Here is a 20,530-nt window from a genome sequence, read left to right as displayed (position 1 = left end):
ATGAAAGCCCAGCCGAAAGCCTCGCACTTCATCGACGGCGAATATGTCGAGGATACCGACGGCACCGTCATCGAGAGCCTCTATCCCGCGACCGGCGAGGTGATCGCCCGGCTGCATGCGGCAACGCCTGCGATCGTCGAAAAGGCGATTGCCGCAGCCAAACGCGCCCAGCCGGAATGGGCGGCGATGAGCCCGATGGCGCGCGGTCGCATCCTCAAACGCGCCGCCGACATCATGCGCGAGAGGAACCGGGCGCTTTCCGAACTGGAGACGCTCGATACCGGCAAGCCGATCCAGGAGACTATTGTCGCCGACCCGACCTCGGGCGCCGATGCCCTCGAATTCTTCGGCGGCGTCGCGCCGGCCGGGCTCAACGGCTCGCATATCCCGCTCGGGCAGGACTTTGCCTATACCAAGCGGGTGCCGCTCGGCGTCTGCGTCGGCATCGGCGCCTGGAACTATCCGCAGCAGATCACCTGCTGGAAAGCCGCCCCGGCGCTCATCTGCGGCAATGCCATGGTGTTCAAGCCATCCGAGAACACGCCGCTCGGCGCATTGAAGATCGCCGAAATCCTGCATGAGGCAGGACTGCCGAAGGGGCTCTTCAACGTGATCCAGGGTGACCGCGACACCGGGCCGCTGCTGGTCAACCATCCCGACGTCGCCAAGGTGTCGCTGACCGGCTCGGTGCCGACCGGCCGCAGAGTGGCGGCGGCGGCCGCGGGCAACCTCAAGCACGTGACGATGGAACTCGGCGGCAAGTCGCCGCTGATCGTCTTCGACGATGCCGATCTCGATTCGGCGGTCGGGGGCGCGATGCTCGGCAATTTCTATTCGACCGGCCAGGTCTGCTCGAACGGCACGCGCGTCTTCGTGCAGAAGGCTGTTAAGGACGAGTTCCTGAAGCGGCTGAAAGTCCGCACCGAAGCGATGTTGATCGGCGATCCGATGGACGAGGCGACGCAGGTCGGGCCGATGGTCTCCTGGGCGCAGCGCGAGAAGGTGATCGTCTATATCGAGAAGGGCAAGGCCGAGGGCGCAAGGCTGATTGCCGGCGGCGGCATTCCGAACAACGTCTCCGGCGAAGGCTATTACGTGCAGCCGACGGTGTTTGCCGACGTCACCGACGACATGACCATCGCCCGCGAGGAGATCTTCGGGCCTGTGATGTCGGTGCTCGATTTCGACGATGAGGACGAGGTGATTGCGCGCGCCAATGCCAGCGAATTCGGCCTGTCCGGCGGCGTCTTCACCGCCGACCTCACCCGCGCCCACCGCGTCGTCGATCGGCTGGAAGCCGGCACGCTGTGGATCAACACCTACAATCTCTGCCCGGTGGAAATCCCCTTCGGCGGCTCGAAACAATCCGGCTTCGGCCGCGAGAATTCGCTGGCGGCGCTGGAGCATTATTCCGAGCTGAAGACGGTCTATGTCGGCATGGGACCGGTGGTGGCGCCTTATTGAATTGAAACACATCTGCCCTTTGCCCCTCACCCTAACCCTCTCCCCGCTCGCGGGGAGAGGGGGCGTGCCAAACGCAGCGTCGAGGTTGGGGAAGCCGGTGCGGCATGTCCCTTCTCCCCGCAAGCGGGGAGAAGGTGGCGGCAGCCGGATGAGGGGCAGGCTCTAGGAAAGACAAGACTATGCAAGCAGATTTCGTCATCATCGGCTCGGGCTCGGCCGGCTCCGCCCTCGCCTACCGCCTGTCGGAAGACGGCAAGAACAGCGTCCTCGTCATCGAGGCGGGCGGCAGCGATTTTGGGCCGTTCATCCAGATGCCGGCGGCGCTTGCATGGCCGATGAGCATGAAGCGCTACAATTGGGGTTATCTGTCCGAGCCGGAGGCGAACCTCAACAACCGGCGCATCACCGCGCCGCGCGGCAAGGTGATCGGCGGCTCCTCCTCGATCAATGGCATGGTTTATGTGCGCGGTCATGCCGAGGACTTCAACCGCTGGGAAGAGCTCGGCGCCAGCGGCTGGGCCTATGCCGACGTGCTTCCCTATTTCAAGCGGATGGAACATTCGCATGGCGGCGAAGAGGGCTGGCGCGGCACCGACGGGCCGTTGCACGTGCAGCGCGGCGGCTTCACCAACCCGCTCTTCCGCGCCTTCATCGAGGCCGGCAAACAGGCGGGCTTCGAGACGACGGAGGATTATAACGGCAGCAAGCAGGAAGGTTTCGGGCTGATGGAGCAGACCATCTTTTCCGGCCGCCGCTGGTCTGCCGCCAATGCCTATCTGAAACCGGCGCTGAAGCGGGACAATGTCAAGATCGTCTACGGCCTGGCGCAGAAGATCGTGATCGAGGACGGGCGGGCGACGGGCGTCGAGATCGAACGCAAGGGCAGAACAGAGGTGGTGAAGGCGAACCGCGAGGTGATCGTCTCGGCCTCCTCCTTCAATTCGCCGAAGCTCTTGATGCTGTCGGGCATCGGTCCCGGCCAGCATCTGCAGGAGATGGGCATTGCGGTGAAGGCCGACCGGCCGGGCGTCGGCGCCAATCTACAGGACCATATGGAATTCTACTTCCAGCAGGTGAGCACCAAGCCAGTGTCGCTCTATTCCTGGCTGCCGTGGTTCTGGCAGGGGGTGGCGGGCGCGCAATGGCTGCTCTCGCGCGGCGGGCTCGGCGCCTCCAACCAGTTCGAGGCCTGCGCCTTCCTGCGCTCCGCACCCGGACTGAAGCAGCCCGATATCCAGTATCATTTCCTGCCGGTGGCAATCAGCTATGACGGCAAGGCGGCGGCAAAAAGCCACGGCTTCCAGGTGCATGTCGGCTACAACCTGTCGAAATCGCGCGGCAGCGTCAGCTTACGCTCCGCCGATCCCAAGGCCGATCCGGTGCTGCGCTTCAACTATATGAGCCATGCCGAGGATTGGGAGAAGTTCCGCCACTGCGTGCGCCTCACCCGCGAGATCTTCGGCCAGAGCGCCTTCAACGACTATCGCGGCCCGGAGATCCAGCCCGGCGAAGGCGTCCAGAGCGACGAGGAGATCGATGCCTTCCTGCGCGAACATCTGGAAAGCGCCTACCACCCCTGCGGCACCTGCCGGATGGGCGCCAAGGACGATCCGATGGCGGTGGTCGATCCGCAAACGCGGGTGATCGGCGTAGAGGCCTTGCGCGTCGCCGACAGCTCGATCTTCCCGCATGTCACCTATGGCAATTTGAACGGACCCTCGATCATGACCGGCGAGAAGGCCGCCGACCATATCCTCGGCAAACAGCCGCTGGCGCGCTCGAACCAGGAACCGTGGGTCAACCCGCGCGCGGCCGTCAGCGACCGCTGAAGCGCAGAGCGCTATTGGGCGCCAACTGCCACCGACCGATAGTCGCTGGTCGTCAGGGATGTCTATCGTCAGAGCGATAGAAATGCGGATGCCGGAATCAGAAATCGCTCGCTCAGCGCGCGGGCTTGTCGAACATTGATTTGCCGCTTCCCGCTCAAAATCTCAGACACGACGGACTGAGCGCCCACTTCCGGCAGCTCGGACTGGCCAAGGTTGCGCTCCTCCATGACATAACGGAGCGCATCGGCGCCGGTCACCGGAGGCATTGGACGGTTCTGCTCGTCATAGGCCTCAACGAGGTCCGCCATACGAGACGCAAGCAACGCCAAGGGATGATCCTCGTCGTCGCCAACTTCGGCAAGAATCTCGTCGAGTTGCTCCACGAGATGATCATACTCAGCTTCATTGGCCGGCGTGGCAAGAAGAGGAGCCACATGCGTCCAGTGCTCGCTGACCAGTTTTACAAGTGCGCTCATCGGCCTACCCCTTCCACGCTCCTTTGTCGTACTCGGCATGATCCATCATCCGCTGAATATAGACCTTCCTGAATTTGTAATGCACCACCGCGATCAAGCGCAGCTTGTTGCCGCCAATGTCGAACACGTGGTGTTGCCCGACTTTGTCTGTTGCTGGAAACAGTGCCTTCATATCCGCGAAGTCTGTCGGCTCCGACGATTTCATCAGTCGATACCAAGTATCCAGGGCATTGGCTGCTTGAGGCCATCGGTCTTTCGCCTCCCAGATCTTTTTCTGTGTGATGACGTGCATAAATCCGGAATCGCGACATCGCATTTTGCTATATACAATCTAGCGCAACCATCTGACTATAGCAAGTTGCTATGAAGGAGATCGAAGGCCGACGGGCGGATCTGTGCCTCAGAGGAAACCAATCCACCGACCGGCGAGCACGGCAGCGATCCAGACCGTAGCCGACAGCGCCGCAGAGAAGCGCAGGCCGGGCCGGACGATGCCTGTCGACACTGCCGTTTTCCAGCCTCGCCCGAAATGCACGATCAACAGGTTGAGGAGGCCGAGGGCGATCAGACCAAGCTTGGCGAGGAAGGCGGGATTGGCGGCATATTCGACCGCCCGGACTGTGAACAGGCAGAAACCGGTCAGAACAGCCGCGGCAAGGCCGACGCCGGCGGCGCGGGAGAGAAACGGGGCGAGGATCTCAACCGGCACCTTGCGGAACAGACCGGCGAGCCTCAGATCGAGCGGCAGGATGGCGCCGACAAGAATGCCGATCGCCAGGATATGGCCCGCATTGACGAACATATAGGCTGTTGCGGAGCGCCGCAGCGCGCCCGCGGGCGCGGTGGCTGACAGCCATTCGAGAATGTCGATCACGGCTCGGTTCGCCCGGGGTCAGTTCGTCCGGATGCGGTCGGGATAAATATCGTAGCGCTTCTCGCCGATGGTGAGGCGCACCGCCTTCATCCGCTTCTCCTTCGGATCCTGCGAACGATTTCCGAGCGCCACCACCTTATCGCCGGGCTTGGCGACGCCTTCGACGAAGCCCGAGCGTTCCGTCTGGCGCGGATTGCCGAGTTCGACCAGCCAGACGCCATCATCGGCGGTGGCGACATTCAGGGTCGGATGCGGCCCGCCCGTCGAGATCTTCTCTATGGTGCCGGCAAGCTCGATCTGATCCGCCTCGGCCCACGACCAGCCGTGATGGGCGGCGGCGCCTGTGGCGAAAACTGCCGAGAGCATGGCCGCAGCAACGATTCTCTGTGCTGAGATTCTAAACATGATGTCCTCCCTACCCGTCTGGGCAGGCAGGTGGAGCATCACCGGGCGAAGAAAAGGGATTTCACCAAATCTTGAAGAAAGATGTGGGCGTCAGCTCAACCCAATGCTCAGGCCAGCAGTCGGGTGACTTCGGCGCTGTGTTTTGGGGCGACGGCATCGGCGATGGTGGTCGAGAACAGCACCTTGCGGGTGGCGTCGGCCACCTTGGCGAAGACGTGGCGGATCTGGCAGTTCTGCTCACCGTCGCAATCGTCGCATCGGCGGTAGGCGGTGATCGACAGACATGGCAACGGCGCGATCGGGCCGTCAACGATGCGCAGGATCTCGCCGAAGGTGATGGCGTGGGCAGGTTTGAGCAGGAGATAACCGCCCTGCTTGCCGCGGCGGCTGGCGACGACGCCGTGATGTTTGAGGTCGAGCAGGATCTGTTCGAGGAACTTTTTCGGGATCTTTTGCTGCGCCGCGATATCGGAAATCATCACCGGTTCATCGGCATCGGCATCAGCCAAGACCGTGAGCGCCCGCAGCGCATATTTCGCCTTTTGCGTAATCATTTTTGACCATCGACACACACAGGCAGTGCAGATTTCCGCACTGCTACGGAAGTACTTTCGTCTCTATGGCACAACCCGCATGAACGGAATTTGAACGCGCCGGAGAAAGCCTTGAGAGACAAGCGTTTTGGCCTTGTTTTTTGCTCTCGGCCAAGCTCTGTTAATCTATGCCAAAAGCGCGCCTTCTGCACCATTTTCGGCATCACTTCAGATTTCCGATTGACAGGCCGCGTGTAACTCTACTATTTCTATAGACATTCAAGCTGCTCGTGTGGATTTTCATCCGCAGGCGGCTGCTTTTCTGTATCGCGGCGGCTTCGGAGAGATATTTGCTCCTCCGGCCGCAGCTTTCGAAATCCCTTTTTCTGTCCGATCCCTGTGTGAACTGCGATACTCCCGTCAACAAAGGACAGGATTCTCATGACTGCTATCAATCTGATTGCGGCAGACGGGCCGATTGCAGAAGCCAAGGCGCTGAATGACAGGCTGGCGAGTCTCGACCTTGCCGGACGTCTGTCGCTGGTTTCAGGCCTTGGCGGCCGTGTGGTGTTCACGACGTCACTCGGCATCGAGGACCAGGTGATCACCGCCGAGATCGGCACGCACCGCCTGCCGATCGATGTCGCGACACTGCAGACCGGCCGGCTGTTTGGCGAAACGCTGGCGCTGATCGAAGAGACCGAAAACCAGTACGATATCGAGATCCGCCGCTTCGAGCCGGAGAAGGCTGATATCGACGCCTATGCGGCGCAATATGGTCTCAATGGTTTCTACGAGAGCGTCGAAGCCCGGCATGCCTGTTGCGGCGTGCGCAAGCTGAAGCCGCTTGCCCGCGCACTCGATGGTGCTGCAATCTGGATCACCGGCCTGCGCCGCGGCCAATCGGCCAACCGCGCCGAAACGCCCTTTGCCGAATATGACGCCGAACGGCATCTGTTGAAGGTCAATCCGCTCGCCGATTGGGACCTGGAGGCGATCAAGGCCTTCGTTGCCGCAAACGGCGTGCCGATCAATCCGCTGCATGCCCGCGGCTATCCCTCGATCGGCTGCGAGCCCTGCACGCGGGCGATCAAGCCCGGCGAGCCGGAGCGCGCCGGCCGCTGGTGGTGGGAGCAGGACGAGACGCGCGAATGCGGCCTGCATGTCGCCGAAGAGGCCGCGGTGGTCGCCGCACAATAATCAACTTCACGGCTTACCGGATCAGGGCGCGGCGATCGCCGCGGGCTCTTGGGGGAAGCGAGCTTCCCCGGGGAAGCCAACACTTAAGAAATTGCCTTGCGGGCAGCCGTAAGGATCGACAGTCTGGAGTAAGACATGCCCGATAGCCGTCCGGATACGGAACTCAGCAATCCGCAGAGCACCAAGGCGCCGCTCGACCCGCATCTGAAGGCGCTGGAAAACGAATCCATCCATATCTTCCGCGAGGTCGCGGCCGAGTTCGAGCGTCCCGTGATGCTCTATTCGATCGGCAAGGATTCCTCGGTGCTGCTGCACCTGGCGCGCAAGGCCTTTTATCCTGGCCGTGTGCCCTTCCCGCTGCTGCATGTGAACACCGGTTGGAAATTCCGCGAGATGATCGCCTTCCGCGACGAGACCGCGAAGAAGTATGATCTCGATCTGATCGAGCACATCAACCCGCGCGGTGCGGCCGAAAACATCACGCCCTTCACCCATGGTTCGGCCGCCTTTACCGACATCATGAAGACCGAAGGCCTGCGCCAGGCGCTTGATGCCGGCCAGTTTGATGCCGCTTTCGGCGGCGCGCGGCGCGACGAGGAAGCCAGCCGCGCCAAGGAGCGGATCTATTCCTTCCGCACCCCCGACCATCGCTGGGATCCGCGCAACCAGCGGCCGGAACTCTGGAATATCTATAACGGCATGATCCGCAAGGGCGAGAGCGTGCGCGCCTTCCCGCTGTCGAATTGGACGGAGGTCGATATCTGGCGTTACATCCAGGCCGAAGACATTCCGCTGGTGCCGCTCTATTACGCCAAGAAGCGGCCCTTCGTGGAGCGCGACGGCATGATGATCCTGGCCGAGGATCCGCGCCTGGAACTGCTGCCCGGCGAAGTCCGCCAGGAAGGCATGATCCGCTTCCGCACGCTCGGCGACTTCCCGCTGACCGGCGCCATCCGCTCTGAGGCCACCACCCTCGAAGAGGTGATTGCCGAACTCGAAATTGCAACGGTGTCCGAACGCCAGGGCCGCGCCATCGATCGCGACCAGTCCGGCTCCATGGAAAAAAAGAAGCGTGAAGGATATTTCTGAGATGACCGCAGCCCAAACCGCCGTCTCGGCCGCCACCGTCGTCACCCTGCCCGCCGCCGAGCAGCAGAAAGCTCTGCGCGACTCGCGCCCGCTGCGCCTGATTACCTGCGGCAGCGTCGATGACGGCAAGTCCACCTTGATCGGCCGCCTGCTCTGGGACACCAAGGCGGTCAAGGAAGACCAGGCCGCCACCCTGCAGCGTGATTCCACCGGCAAGCAGAACGATCTCGGCCTGCCTGACTTCGCACTGCTGCTCGACGGCCTGCAGGCCGAGCGCGAACAGGGCATCACCATCGATGTCGCCTATCGCTATTTCTCGACCGACAAGCGCTCCTTCATCGTCGCCGATACGCCCGGCCATGAGCAATATACCCGTAATATGGCGACCGGCGCCTCGACCGCCGATCTCGCCATCCTGCTGGTCGACGCGCGCTACGGCATTCTCGAGCAGACGCGCCGCCACGCGACGATCGCCTCGCTGCTCGGCATCAAGCAGTTCGTGCTCGCCGTCAACAAGATCGACCTCACGGGCTACGACCGCGCCGGCTTCGACAAGATCAGCCATGACTTCCGGGAATTTGCCCTGTCGCTCGGCGTCAAGCAGATCACCGCCATTCCGATGTCGGCGCTGAAGGGCGAAAACGTCGTCTATTCCGGCCAGGCCGCCATGCCCTGGTACAGCGGCCCGACGCTGGTGGAGACGCTGGAGCTTGCCACTGTGCGCTCGTCGCAGACGGTCGGCTTCCGCCTTTCGGTGCAGCGTGTCTCGCGTCCCGGCGAAAGCTTCCGCGGTTATCAGGGCACGGTTGCCGGCGGCTCGGTCAAGCCGGGCGACAGCGTCATGATCCTGCCGTCCGGCATGGTCGCGAATGTCTCCAAGATCGTCACCTTCGATCTGGTGCGCAACGCCGCCGTCGCCGGTGACGCGATCACGCTGGTGCTCGACCGCCAGGTGGATGTGGCGCGCGGCGACATGATCGTCTCGATCGACGCCCAGCCGCAGGTCGGCCTTGCCTTCGACGCGCAGATCGTCGCCCTCCAGCCCGAGGGCATCGAGCCCGGCAAACGCTACTGGCTGAAGAGTGGCAGCCGCCGCCAGCGCGTGCAGGTGCAGCCGCTCAGCCAGCTCGAACTGAAGACCGGCACATGGAACGCCGCCCAGCGGCTCTACATGAACGCCATCGGCAAAGTCCGGCTCGTCTTCGACGAAGCGGCGATCTTCGACCCCTATGAGCAGAACCGCAATTCCGGCTCCTTCATCCTGATCGATCCGGAGACCAACAACACCGTCGCCGGCGGCATGGTGACCGGCAAGCGCACCGAACTCGGCGGGCTGCATAATGGCGAAGGCCGCGTCATCCTCTCGCTGCCGGCCGACCTTGCCGAACAGATCATGGCCAGCGAACTCTTCGCCAGCCGCAGCCACGAGGCCGAGGTGCGGCGGATGACGGCAGCCGAAGCGGCCGACCTCTGGTCGAGCGCTGCAAGCGATATCTGACAAGGGATAAGGGATAAGGGGCCAGCAAGACTGGCCCCTCACCGCAGCCGAATCCGCTGGCAAGGCTGGCGGATTCCCTGTCGAGCGGCAAAGAACCGATCAGAACCTGAGACTTTGCGATAGCGGCTTCGTGTCCGCTTCCGGCCCTAAAAAATCAGAGTTTGCATAAAACGGACTTTTCCCATTCACGATTCGCTGTTTACCGCTTGCCCGCGGGCCAATGTGGGGCCATGCTTAGATCGGATCCTGGCGGTGCGGTAAGGACGAGAGGTCAGGCCTTGCAACGCTCAATCTCGACCTCGAAGCACTAACGTGGCGCCTTTTCTCGACTGATCCCCGAGCGAGGAGGTTGTCCATGTCCACGCGCTATGTCGACCATCCGCTACAACCGGGCGACCGGGTCCCGAACGTTGTGTTTGATGCGATCTCACGCGAGGGGAAGATCGCACTTGATGATTTTCGTGGCCGCAGCCCATTGTTGATCGGTTTGTTTCGAGGCCTGCATTGTCCGTTCTGCCGGCGCCATGTCGCGGCCATGGCATATCTCAACCCGATGCTGCGTGAGAAAGGCGTCCAATCGCTGGCGGTGGTAAACACCCCGGTCGAACGCGCGCGGCTCTATTTCCGCTACCATCCGATACCCGATCTTCTTGCTGCTTCCGACCCGTTACGGGCTTCGCACCAAGCCTTCGGCTTACGCGAGGTCGGGATCGACACGGTCATGGCGATACGGATCGATCTTCCGGGCGAGTTGCCCGAGCCTATGGGCGTAATGGCAATGGACGAATTTATCAACGAGAAGGAAGGATATCAGATTACGGAAGCCGATCAGCAGATGATGACTGCCGACCACGGGCAGCTTGTCGGTGAGTTCCTAATTGACCGGGAGGGCATCGTACGCTGGAGCTTCACTGAAGTTCTGGAGGCTGGGCTCCAGACATTCAAGGCACCGAATTCCCAGGAGTTGATGTCGGCCGCTGCCCAAGTCGCACATTAACAACGAAAAACTCGCTCGACGACCCACCGCCCGGATGGTGCTCAGTGGCATTTCCGCGATCTACATTTGAGCTTCCGTGAGCCTGAATCATATCAGGTCTCACCCCCTTCGCATCGCCCACCCTGACCATTTGCGGTTCGGGCCTGCGCTTCACCCCCATTCAACGTAATTTCACCGTGCAAGCGGGAGGAGTTTCCATGGCCAATGCCCAATGCGCCTGCGGCGCTCTGAGACTGATGCTCAGCGAACCACCACAATTGACTGCGCTGTGTCACTGTTTGGCTTGCCAGCGCAGAACGGGTGCGCCGTTCAGCGCAAATGCTTTCTATTGGATTGGCTGTGTCGAAATATCTGGAACGTCTACAGAATTCATTCGCACTGCCGAGAGCGGTCGCAAGGTCCGAATGCATTTTTGCCCAACTTGCGGCTCGACCGTCTATTGGAAGGCCGATGCTGCGCCGTCCTGGATCGGGGTGGCGGTCGGTTCCCTTGCCGACCCGGCCTTCGCGCCACCTGCCATATCAGTCTTCGAACAATCGAAACATAAGTGGGTGCAGCTCGACGAAGCGGTAGAGCACTTTCAAAGCCATCCAATCCGCCAATTGGAATGAATTGACGCGGGCACCGAAACTCGGCTTTTCGGGCCTGAGCCGACTTCGAGATCAGCGGAAGCTCTTTCGCTGCCTGATTGCTAGATAACCATTTCTCTGAGATCGCGGATAAGTCCGCCAGGGCCATCCTCGGCCGCAGCGTCTACGCCAATCTTCGTTAGCCAGCCCCACATGCTGACCCGACGGAAAAGAGTGTAGAGCCGAAGCGCCCTTTCGCTGTCCGGGTGATCGACTGAGCCGTAACCTTCCAGAATGGGCTGATAGCTGCGCGGGTCTTTATGTGCAGAGCAGAAAAGGGCCTTGGCCAAATCGAAGAGCCTATCCGCAGCGCGTGCGTTTCCAAAATCGACAAGCCCGCTCAATTCAAGTCCGCCAGCCTTGCCACGCAACGCCAACACGTTGCCCTGATGAAGATCGTCGTGGGCGAGGACTGCGGCATCGCTTGCGTCAAGAAGATCGAAGCTGCCCTTGGCAAATTGTTGCATACGGCGAGCCAGCTCGGGATCGCCGCCAAGGTCGCGAAACCGCCGAAACACATCGTCAAACGCTGCCGTCATGTATTCTGCGTTCGTGTGTACCGGTTTGTCGATGCCGTGGCCACGCACGTAGCCATACCCAGGCATCGGTACCGCATGAATACGTCTCAGAAGCTCCCCCATCTGGCGATAGACGTTTTTGATATCAGGCTCGGCCATCCAGTGACGAAGCGAGCGGCCCGGCAGGTGCGTCAACAAGGAATAGCGCAGCGGCAGAAGGGACCGCGATTCATCGACGCGCAGCCAGGTGGGAACCGGCAGCGTCAAACCTTTTAGCCAGCCCGCGACGAGCGCCTCCTTAGACGGTCCCCACTCGGGCTCGTCCGGATAAATCTTGAGAACCAGCGCCCCATAATCGGAATTCGCAAGATCGATCTTGTAGACCTCAGTGCTGCCGCCCTCCAGCCGGGAGAGCCCGCTGATGGTGAGGCCAGGCTCGAGCTGCTGGATGAGCTGCAAGACAGTTCCAGCGTCCAGTTCGAAAGTCATCCTTCGTCTTTTCCCGAAACGATCTCATTTCCTTCGTGAAGCACAGCTCCGACGACCGCTGCCAGCCAAGGTTCACGTCGAATGGCCCACACTTCGACCATCGGACTGATAGCGTAAGGCGCTTCATCAAGGGTCCCCAGAAACACTTCTACGCCGTCATCGAAGAAAAAGAAGAGCCGAGAACCACAGGCAGGACAGAAGGATCTTTTATCGAAAGTGCTGACTTCTCCGGACATCTGGAATTGCCGACGATGCCAATTTGCCGTTGCGGAGAAGGCGGAGCCAGTGATCTTTCTACACGTCTTGCAGTGGCACAATCCTGACTGATAGGGCTCGCCCCGGACCTCATAACGCACTGCACCGCATAAGCATCCACCTGTTCGAATTGCTTCGGCTGGCATGTTCTCCTCCCGCTTAAAGGCGTGACAACTAACTAAAGACACCAGCAGAAATTAATGACGCCAACCGTGAACATCAGGTTCGTCAGCTCTTCGGCTTCATCACGTATCAAGGTATCTCCGAAATTGGCCCCCATGCTCACACGGCGTGTGGTGTCACCTATCCGGCCTTCCGCTGAGGCATGGAGGTACACCACAGCAGGAGTACCAGTGGCACCGAGGACAGGACGATTGACGGGCTTCGCGAGCTCCAGTCGAACTGATACAGATAAAAGGCGCCGCCCAAGCGGGCCGAAAGGATGTCGAGACACGATACCAGACCGAATTTCGATGAATCGACGTATGAAAATGCGAGCGCGGTCGACGGAATGTTCGCTAACGCCATGGCAATCCCCACCGTGAACATGACCCCGAGGAGCCCAGGCGCGGAATTGACTGGAAGCCCGGCAAAGGCGACGAGTGCAAGGCCCGAAAGGATCGCCGAGAAAATGAGGCAGCGGGGAAAATAATCACTGCGAACTTTTCTCATCGCATACGACAGCGCAGTGAACGCGATCCAAGGACACGCGCCGAGAAGGGCAAGTTGGGTATCGGAAAATCCATCCCGGGCCGCCCTGAGTGGGACGGCGTACATGAGCCAGGTTAGCTGCCCGTAGATGATGAAGACGGTCCCGAGGACCGACAGCAGCCCCACCAGTGAGTTCGTCGTTGGATTGCCGGCCGCCGGCGCAGTTTCCTCGTCGGATCCGGTGGATGACCCTACCGCGATCAGCGAAAACGCCACAACCGACAAACCGAGGATCAGGGCCACCGAACTGCGAAGTTCGAAGAGTTGCGCCACAGCGATCAACGCCAGGGGAGCAGCTACGCAGACAACACCTGTGGTGGTTGCCCAATAGGAAAGATATCTGGTTTTATCTTTGAAGGTCACGGAGATGATGGATGGAATAAGGGGCGAGAAGACGCCAGCGCCGAGCCCCATGAGCACCCGGCCGAACAGCAGGCCAGAGAAGGCATTCGAAGTGACGAGCAGCAGCGCGCCCAGAGAAAATATCACCAATCCCCCGCGGAAAAGCGCGATAAGGACGCGAGAATTCTTGGCGAAGTAGGACGGTACAATGCCCGTCACCAGGGCAATGTTGTAGGAATAGGCCAGGAGGACGCTGTTTTCAGAACTAATGCCGAAATCTTTCGAGAGGCTCGCCAGAACGATCGGAAAGATCGATATATCCGCCGTGTAGGATGACGCGGCCGACAGCACCGACAGGAAGAGCCTCCGATTCCGGGGTTCACTCATTCTTTCGAGACTTCCGTGACCGCCGCGCGTAGCTGCCCTTTTCCCGTCGGGGACCGACGCGATCCACGATCGTTTGCTTGTACGCCGCCCAATCGTCTTCCTGGAAATCATCCAGAGATTCTACAAAGTCGAAATCCCTGACGCTTCCCAGTGCCAGAAAACGAAGATCGATGGGATATATCTGTAAAATCGGCTCATTCCGCCGGAAGATGACTTCAGTATCGGTCTTCAAAATCTTGATATTGGTAAAGAGCGGGCCGAACCATTCGTCCGTCTCGATGATGCCCTCATACGTAAAGGTATGATTGTTCTGCATGTAGTTAATGGGCGGCCGGACATAGGCGAAAATGCCGGGCGTGGTCTTCAGGACCAGTCCGCTCCACAGCTGAAATGAACCAGGCTCCGGCACCGAGGAAATGAACGGCGGAGAATATCCCTGCACGTCCGCCGGGGCGGAGGCGTTGAACTGGTCCTTGAACTTGGGAAACTGGAGGGTGTCTGCCTGAATCCAGTCCTCGATCCCTGCACATTTGAAGAAAATCACCTTGCCGTCCCACATGACACGGAAGTCGAGGGGCGGAAAGACGTACCATCCCAACTGGGAGGCGAGTCTCACGGGTTCGCAATACCTATACGCGCGCACGGGCAATGTGCCGGACGCGGAGGAGTCCGCAGGAATCGGCTTTACGGCGGAAGGAACCATGCGCAGGAAGGTTACACCAACGTCAGCGCCTGACTTGGCCACGACTGGACTGCGCATGGTTGGATTGTCCCGTTAGGCTGCTTCGTCAATCAAAGTGACATCGAATGCCGGGCTCTTATTCGCGATATGGACCCGGCCGTCATCGCTGAAGTCGGCAACGTCAAACGCAGGGCTCTTGTTGGCAATATGTACCTTACCATTGTAGATAAAATCGCCGATATCAAACGCAGGACTCTTGTTAGCAATATGCACTTTACCACCGTCGATAAAATCGCCGATGTCGAACGCAGGGCTCTTGTTGGCAATATGAACGTTGCCGGTGTCAGCAAAATCAGCGCTGGCGAAAGAAGCGTCATGTTTCATGTCACCACCTATGGTTAAAGCGGCAATATCGCCGCGCACTCAACTTAGCATTGAGCGTCTGTTTGTCAACGCAGAGGCCGAATCACCCGGGTCTGTCAACTCGCCGGATCTTCCGAGCTTGCGGCGCACCACCGGCCAACTGAGCGGACGACTTCCCCAGAGCATTCTTCAGCGCATCGACGACGACGCGGACGGAAGGGACGTCTTTGATATCAGAATGGACAACCAGCCAGACCTCTCTTGTCAAAGGCCGTTCGGTCTCAATGCGCTGGAGACCAGCGGACTCCAGGGCGGCAAAATCGGGGAGCATGACGACACCGGCGCCAAGGCTTGCGGTTGCGGCCTGAAACTCCAGAACGGATGACCTCACGGCGATCGGCCGGCCGGCGGCCAGTTCGATCAGCCGCAGCTGTTGCGGCGAGGTGTTCATGGTTTCGTCGTAACCGATGAAGGTCCAGTCCGACGGCGGAACCGTTTCGAGATAGGTCTTTGATGCGTAGAGATGAAAGCTTGTCTCACCGAGCTTGACGATGGCGTAATCGCCGTCCTCGGGACGCGACATTCGTACGGCGATATCCGCCTCTCGTCTGTTCAGGGACGCGAGGCGCTTTTCTCCGACGAGCGTGATCTGAACACCGGGATGGTCTCGCCTGACGGCCGCGATCGGCTCTGCCAGGAACACGCTTGAGAGAGCGGGAGGCGCGCTGATCCTCACATGGCCATGCAATTCCGTGGCGCTGCTGCGACCAAGCTGCTCGATTGCCGCAGTCTGCGTCGCGACAAGAGCTGCGCGCTTGGCAACCTGCTCTCCGTCCGCGGTCAACATGATGCGCCGTCCGCGGCGGTCTATGAGCTTGCGACCCAGGCTGGCTTCAAGCGACGAAATGCGCCGACTGATCGTCGCGTGTTCGACGCCGAGCTGCTTTGCGGCGCCAAGCAACGTTCCGGACTGCGCGAGCGCCAGGAAATGCCGAAGGTCGTCCCAGTCGATCTTTGTGAATTCTCTCCCAATCATTGTGCAGCAATAGGGAATTTTCACACATCATGCCATCGCTTAGTTTGTGCCCATGAAGGAGCACGAGAGATGACTGACCAGATCATATGGCTGAACGCCCCTGGTGACATCACCCAGTTCCATATCGAGCATCACCGTTGTGAGCCTCCCGGTGATGGCGAGATAAAAATCCGTCATCAGGCGATCGGAACCAACTTTCTCGACGTCTATCAGCGAAGGGGCATCTACCCCATGCCCTCCTACCCCGCGGTGATCGGTGCCGAGGCGGCGGGCATCGTCGACGATGTCGGTCCTGGTGTCTCCATGTTCCAAAAAGGTGACCGCGTTGCCTATGCCGGGCCTCCGGTTGGAGCCTATCGCTCCACGAGGAATATTGCCGCTGAAAGGGCGATCAAGCTTCCCGGTGCCGTTTCAGCAAAAACGGCAGCGAGTTCGCTGCTCAAAGGCATGACCGCCTACTTGCTGTTGAAAAAGACCTATGATGTGCGTGCAGGAACTCAGGTGCTGATCCATGCCGCAGCGGGCGGGCTTGGGAGCATCCTCGTTCGTTGGGCCAGATCGCTCGATGCCACGGTGATCGGGACGGTCGGCTCTTCCGAAAAGGCTGCACTCGCCGCATCTTATGGAGCCGATCAGCTTATTGTCGGACGAGACGCCGATATCGTCGCGGAAGTGAAACGCCTGACGAACGGGATTGGTGTCGACGTCGCCTATGACGGGATAGGCGGCGACACGCTTCTCAAGAGCATACGCTCTGTCCGCCCATTCGGCATGGCTGTCACCATCGGCCAGGCCGCCGGTGCTATCCCACCGGTGCCTGTCGAGGAACTTCGTCCGGGCAAGGCGCTCTGCCATCCGAGCATCATGGCCTGGTGCGCCGATATCGGACAGTATCGCGAGGCTGCTCTCGCTGCAGTCCGGATGATGGAAACAGGCATCGTTTCGCAGATCGGTGCCGAATATCGTTTGGCCGATGTTGCGAAGGCGCACGAAGAGATGGAATCCGGACGCTCGGCGGGCAGTATCCTGCTGATCCCTTGATTGCTCAGAGTCCGTTCAAGACAGCGGGTAGCGGGGCGGCCTTCTCGTCATGAGCTTAATCATTGCGGCCTGGATGAAGAAGAGGCTTAGAGCTGAACCGCACCCAGGGCACGCATGTTGCAGCTCGGCCGACTTGGTCACACACAAAGCGAGGCAGACCTCGATTCCCTGCCAAGCTACAGTTATTTGGGCTTACGCAGATCGAGAGATCCAGTCGGAATAGGAACCACACTGGCAAGTCGTTGGCCTACCACCGCACCGATTGTGGCAACCCCGGAGGTATTCCTGGATGCGGGCTCGATCTGGCGAAGAAACAGCCCGCTATCGTCTGCAAGTGATCCGATGGTAATCATCGGCTCATCGTCCACGAAAAGTATCAATCCAATGCCGGATCCAACCTTATCCTCCACCCTGCATGGCAGAGCTCGCAGCACGGTCTCCGCGTTTGTCGAAAACAGGGATTTCACAAGCCCGCCAAGTGCTTCGACCTTATTGACGAACGGCCGCACGACAAGCGTCACCGCTTCTTCTTCAGATAGAGTGAGTTCGACGGAAAACTGAGCCGGCGCAGAACCGGTCGGCAGGCAAGCGCTATAAAGCTGAAAAATCGCGGCGCGGGCGAAATTCAAGCGTGTATCATGGGATTCGGCTTCGACGATTGATTGGAGAAAGCGTGAAGAGTTCACTGCCGGAATCCCTCTTTCGAATCGGGATAGCCCGATGATGAGTCAATATACGATACCGCTTCTGGGAGCGAGCCGTCCGCATTATTCATGTTACCAACTGCTGACCTTCGAAAATCTCCCGTTTGTCCCCAATATCCTGGATATACCGCGAATATCTGGCGAAGCTAGACCCAGTTTAGATCGCAAGAAAATATGGAAGTATTTAGGTCAATATTCCGGCGTGTTGAGAACGCTATCACTCGTCCGTTCGCGCCACCATCCCGGTTCGCGGGCCGCTTCCGATCATCGGGTCACGCGTGTTTTCGTCTTGAAATCGGTTTCCGCCTTCGAACGATATGCCACATGTTGTTGGCAGCCATCAAATCGAATGGCAACACCCGGTGCCGTAACCGATCCATCGCTCAAGACGACGAATGGTGAACGGCGGAATGGCTCCGGTGGCCCTGCTTATTGAAGCTTGAGGGCGGCGTCGCGCAGAGCCTGCCAAGCAGGGCTTCCATCGTTATGGATGTCGAATTTGTCGTAGTCGTCCTGGGGATAGAGGCCCGAGTCCTGGGTGCTGGTGAGCCGCCAGACCACCCAGCCTCCGCAATCCGAGGTGGCGATCGTGTTCAGCCACGTTCCATAGGCGTTTGCCTGATCGGCATCGGATCGCGGAATTCCAAACTCCTCCAGGATCACCGGTTTTCCGATATTTCGCCCGATCGCGCAGTATTCGCGAATGCGGGCATCGAAATCGGAATGGCTCATTTTGACGTAGGATGGGTAGCCATGCCACGTGCCGAAATCGACGCTCGGAATGTTCATATCCGCCAGCTTCTGATCCATGTTCCCATGGCCCGTCGTTACGAGCTGTTTCGGTGCCAGGGATTTGACATAGGCTGACATTTCCGAGACCCAGTCATGAAGGAGCGGTTTGGGATGGATGTCTGGTTCGTTGGCCAGATCCCAGGCAAATATGGTGGGGTCATCGGAATAGCGGACACCGGTAATCGTGTTGACGCGCGACAGAACGTGCCGGACCCATGCCTTATAATCGCGTCGGGTTCGCGGATCAGCGGCAAAAAAGGTGTATTTGTCCGAACTCCCGTACCAGGCGTTCATCTGCTGGGCACCGCCCGTGTAGGCCCAGAAATCGACGAATGCGAGGATCAGCTTAAGCTTGCGCTTCGCCGCTTCGGCGATGAGGTAATCGACCTTTTGCAGGCCGTCAGGCCCGTCGTTGGGAACCATCTTGTTGGTTACCGGATCCCAACTCATCATATAGATGCCCTTGGTTCCCAGATTGCTGGAATCGGCCGTGCTTTTTGAATTCCAGATCGTCGGCACCCGGCCATCGAGCGACCCTATAACCGGTTGTAGGAAGGTGCGCACCACATTGGCACCCATTGCCGTGGCATCGTCCAACACGCGGGTGACTTCGCCTGACGAGCCAAATGTCAGATAATGGTTGTTTACGCCGGCGACGTGAAATGGCTTGCCGTTCAGCAGGAAGCCCCCCTCTTTCGTCGTGACGAAAGATTGCTGCGCAGATGACTGCGCGTCCGTCGATCCGACTTGAGCAGACCAAAAAAGCGCCAGCGCCGCAGCGCCGATAGCGAAATTCCGGAAATTGTGAACACGTCTCATGCGAAGAAACTCCCTTTCAAGCCCTTGACGCAATGCCGATTTGGTCTGTCTCGTCGAGGGAATTGCCGCATGTCGAGACACCGGCTGCCGCTGATGGCGCGATGGTGGACGGCGTCGCAGTGTGCCGTGTGGCCCGATACAATGCCGGGGATAGAAGCAGGCCTTCCAGCGAAACAGCAATGACCCAGAAGTTGGCTGTGCCTGCGATCCCGAATTGCGCACCACCGACGGCGGCCGCGATCTCCAGCACCGCACCGCCGGTCAGAACGAGCGTGGCAAAACCCAGGCGCCGTCGGACACGTTGAACCGCCAGATAATGATACTTCAACGCCATTCCGAAAGCGGCGACGCCCAGAAACTGGAGGCCATTTCCTGCAGTCACAGCATAGGCCGGATTGAATATCCAGAGCATGAAGCGCGACAGGAAGAGGAACGCCAAGGCGGTCGCCGCGCAGACCAGCATCGACAAGCCGAGCGACAGGCGCAGGCGCGAAGGAAATAGCTCCGGCTCCCGCATGGCGATGGCAAACAGCACGGAGGCGAGTGAAGCAGGGACTAGAAGCGCGACGTTCAGCACCGTCCAGGCGGCATAGAAGGCGGCGTTGATCTCAGCGGACAGCATCACCGTGACGACAAAGGGCAGCAGCAGCGCCGGCGCCTGAACAGCCATGCTGAGCGTATGATGGCCGAAAACCTGTCCGAGCACCGGGCGGAAGGCGTGGATCTCCGGCCGGTGGAAAACGCGCCTGCCGGCATAAACAAGAAGCCCGGCCACGACGACCAGCGAGACAAGCTGCCCGGCAAACCAGGTGGTGAAGATCGCCAGTCCGCTGGCCCCCCGGCCAAGTGTCAGGCCGAGAGTGATCAGTAGAAGAAGCTTGCTGGCGGCGAAGACGACATTTCGGGCCAGTTGAAGGCCGCTGCGCAGAAGGCCAACCAGGGCTTGGTCGAGCACGAGGGTCACGGCCGTCAGAGCGCAACCAACGACGAAGAAGAGATCGGTCGCGGAGGAACCGACGATCGAGCCAAGCTGCGTCGATGTACAGGCTGCGATAACAAGATAGATCAGCCCCACGACGATGGAGGCGCTGAACGAGGCCAGGAGGGCGCCCGTCAGAAACGAGCCTGCTCTTTTCTGACGGCCTATCTCGCCCATCAGGAAGGGCCCGAGACCGACTTCACCGAGATTCGCGAGGAGATTCATCAACGATATGGCAGCGGCGGCGAGCCCAACAGCTTCAGCCGAGAAGGAACGCGCCGCGAACCACCAGTAGACGAAGCCGAGAATGGCCGTCATCAGCGTTCCAAGCCCCAGCATGCCTGCATTGAGGAGCAAAACCGCCTGATTCATCAGGAGGCTGCGGACCTTAGTCATGGCGGCGCTGAGGGTCATCATG

22 protein-coding genes are annotated in these 20,530 nt (G+C 59.9%); 8 read left to right on the top strand and 14 right to left on the bottom strand.

Going from position 1 to position 20,530, the window contains the following annotated elements; genetic code table 11:
• On the top strand, nt 1-1,464 hold the full coding sequence (betB, locus tag QMO82_RS28890) for a betaine-aldehyde dehydrogenase (protein ID WP_183606097.1): 1,464 nt from the start codon (nt 1-3) through the stop codon (nt 1,462-1,464).
• Nucleotides 1,465-1,643: 179 nt separating this feature from the next.
• On the top strand, nt 1,644-3,293 hold the full coding sequence (gene betA, locus QMO82_RS28885) for a choline dehydrogenase (RefSeq protein ID WP_183606096.1): 1,650 nt from the start codon (nt 1,644-1,646) through the stop codon (nt 3,291-3,293).
• 68 nt (nt 3,294-3,361) lie between these two features.
• On the opposite strand, the gene QMO82_RS28880 is transcribed toward betA, so the two are convergent.
• From QMO82_RS28880 to QMO82_RS28860, 5 genes are all read right to left on the bottom strand, one after another.
• Nucleotides 3,362-3,769, bottom strand: coding sequence for a type II toxin-antitoxin system HigA family antitoxin (locus QMO82_RS28880; protein ID WP_183606095.1), 408 nt, complete (start codon nt 3,767-3,769; stop codon nt 3,362-3,364).
• 4 nt (nt 3,770-3,773) lie between these two features.
• Nucleotides 3,774-4,061, bottom strand: a complete 288-nt coding sequence (locus QMO82_RS28875) for a type II toxin-antitoxin system HigB family toxin (protein ID WP_183606094.1) — start codon at nt 4,059-4,061, stop codon at nt 3,774-3,776.
• 108 nt (nt 4,062-4,169) lie between these two features.
• Nucleotides 4,170-4,643: a DUF6644 family protein gene (locus QMO82_RS28870; protein WP_183606093.1), complete on the bottom strand. Its 474-nt coding sequence runs from the start codon at nt 4,641-4,643 to the stop codon at nt 4,170-4,172.
• A gap of 18 nt (nt 4,644-4,661) precedes the next feature.
• The gene (locus QMO82_RS28865) at nt 4,662-5,048 is read right to left on the bottom strand and encodes a DUF6152 family protein (RefSeq protein WP_183606092.1); all 387 of its coding nucleotides are present in this window, start codon (nt 5,046-5,048) and stop codon (nt 4,662-4,664) included.
• 107 nt (nt 5,049-5,155) lie between these two features.
• Nucleotides 5,156-5,602, bottom strand: coding sequence for an Rrf2 family transcriptional regulator (locus QMO82_RS28860; RefSeq protein WP_183606091.1), 447 nt, complete (start codon nt 5,600-5,602; stop codon nt 5,156-5,158).
• Nucleotides 5,603-6,022: 420 nt separating this feature from the next.
• Here QMO82_RS28860 and QMO82_RS28855 point away from each other — a divergent pair, with 420 nt between their 5' ends.
• From QMO82_RS28855 to QMO82_RS28835, 5 genes are all read left to right on the top strand, one after another.
• A complete protein-coding gene (locus QMO82_RS28855; RefSeq protein ID WP_183606090.1) occupies nt 6,023-6,781 on the top strand; it encodes a phosphoadenylyl-sulfate reductase in 759 nt (252 codons plus the stop codon).
• 135 nt (nt 6,782-6,916) lie between these two features.
• Nucleotides 6,917-7,870: a sulfate adenylyltransferase subunit CysD gene (gene cysD / locus QMO82_RS28850; protein WP_183606089.1), complete on the top strand. Its 954-nt coding sequence runs from the start codon at nt 6,917-6,919 to the stop codon at nt 7,868-7,870.
• A gap of 1 nt (nt 7,871) precedes the next feature.
• Nucleotides 7,872-9,368 (top strand): sulfate adenylyltransferase subunit CysN, encoded by a 1,497-nt coding sequence (cysN, locus tag QMO82_RS28845; RefSeq protein ID WP_183606088.1) that lies wholly within the window; start codon nt 7,872-7,874, stop codon nt 9,366-9,368.
• Between the two features lie 355 nt (nt 9,369-9,723).
• Nucleotides 9,724-10,365 (top strand): peroxiredoxin-like family protein, encoded by a 642-nt coding sequence (locus QMO82_RS28840; protein ID WP_183606087.1) that lies wholly within the window; start codon nt 9,724-9,726, stop codon nt 10,363-10,365.
• 197 nt (nt 10,366-10,562) lie between these two features.
• Nucleotides 10,563-10,976, top strand: a complete 414-nt coding sequence (locus QMO82_RS28835; protein WP_183606086.1) for a GFA family protein — start codon at nt 10,563-10,565, stop codon at nt 10,974-10,976.
• Between the two features lie 80 nt (nt 10,977-11,056).
• Here QMO82_RS28835 and QMO82_RS28830 read toward each other — a convergent pair whose 3' ends face one another.
• The 6 genes from QMO82_RS28830 to QMO82_RS28805 form a co-directional block, all read right to left on the bottom strand.
• The gene (locus QMO82_RS28830) at nt 11,057-12,001 is read right to left on the bottom strand and encodes a phosphotransferase family protein (protein WP_183606085.1); all 945 of its coding nucleotides are present in this window, start codon (nt 11,999-12,001) and stop codon (nt 11,057-11,059) included.
• Nucleotides 11,998-12,402: a GFA family protein gene (locus tag QMO82_RS28825; protein ID WP_183606084.1), complete on the bottom strand. Its 405-nt coding sequence runs from the start codon at nt 12,400-12,402 to the stop codon at nt 11,998-12,000. Before QMO82_RS28825 ends, QMO82_RS28830 begins: the two co-directional genes overlap by 4 nt.
• A gap of 157 nt (nt 12,403-12,559) precedes the next feature.
• The gene (locus QMO82_RS28820) at nt 12,560-13,696 is read right to left on the bottom strand and encodes an MFS transporter (protein WP_183606083.1); all 1,137 of its coding nucleotides are present in this window, start codon (nt 13,694-13,696) and stop codon (nt 12,560-12,562) included.
• Nucleotides 13,689-14,456: a DUF6065 family protein gene (locus QMO82_RS28815; RefSeq protein WP_183606082.1), complete on the bottom strand. Its 768-nt coding sequence runs from the start codon at nt 14,454-14,456 to the stop codon at nt 13,689-13,691. The genes QMO82_RS28820 and QMO82_RS28815 overlap by 8 nt, the downstream gene beginning before the upstream one ends.
• Before the next feature lie 15 nt (nt 14,457-14,471).
• Entirely contained in the window at nt 14,472-14,762 is a 291-nt protein-coding gene (locus QMO82_RS28810) for a hypothetical protein (protein WP_183606081.1), read from the bottom strand.
• Between the two features lie 82 nt (nt 14,763-14,844).
• The gene (locus QMO82_RS28805) at nt 14,845-15,777 is read right to left on the bottom strand and encodes a LysR family transcriptional regulator (RefSeq protein WP_246718197.1); all 933 of its coding nucleotides are present in this window, start codon (nt 15,775-15,777) and stop codon (nt 14,845-14,847) included.
• A gap of 69 nt (nt 15,778-15,846) precedes the next feature.
• Between QMO82_RS28805 and QMO82_RS28800 the strand changes: the two genes are divergently transcribed.
• Nucleotides 15,847-16,818: a quinone oxidoreductase gene (locus tag QMO82_RS28800; protein WP_183606656.1), complete on the top strand. Its 972-nt coding sequence runs from the start codon at nt 15,847-15,849 to the stop codon at nt 16,816-16,818.
• Between the two features lie 182 nt (nt 16,819-17,000).
• Here the strand turns inward: QMO82_RS28800 and QMO82_RS28795 are convergent, their stop codons facing one another.
• The 3 genes from QMO82_RS28795 to QMO82_RS28785 all read right to left on the bottom strand — a co-directional run bounded on the left by QMO82_RS28795 (nt 17,001) and on the right by QMO82_RS28785 (nt 20,529).
• Nucleotides 17,001-17,504 carry a hypothetical protein gene (locus tag QMO82_RS28795; protein WP_027685534.1) on the bottom strand — a complete coding sequence of 168 codons (504 nt, stop codon included), beginning with the start codon at nt 17,502-17,504 and terminating at the stop codon, nt 17,001-17,003.
• A gap of 447 nt (nt 17,505-17,951) precedes the next feature.
• Nucleotides 17,952-19,133, bottom strand: a complete 1,182-nt coding sequence (locus tag QMO82_RS28790; RefSeq protein WP_183606080.1) for a cellulase family glycosylhydrolase — start codon at nt 19,131-19,133, stop codon at nt 17,952-17,954.
• 16 nt (nt 19,134-19,149) lie between these two features.
• Nucleotides 19,150-20,529 (bottom strand): hypothetical protein, encoded by a 1,380-nt coding sequence (locus tag QMO82_RS28785; protein WP_183606079.1) that lies wholly within the window; start codon nt 20,527-20,529, stop codon nt 19,150-19,152.
• Nucleotide 20,530 lies beyond the last annotated feature (1 nt).

Origin of the sequence: Rhizobium sp. BT04, assembly GCF_030053135.1 — a bacterium.
GTDB classification, from domain to species: Bacteria; Pseudomonadota; Alphaproteobacteria; order Rhizobiales; family Rhizobiaceae; genus Rhizobium; species Rhizobium binxianense.
The sequence above is the reverse complement of the archived record's forward strand: the minus strand, read 5'-3'. Positions and strand labels throughout refer to the sequence as shown.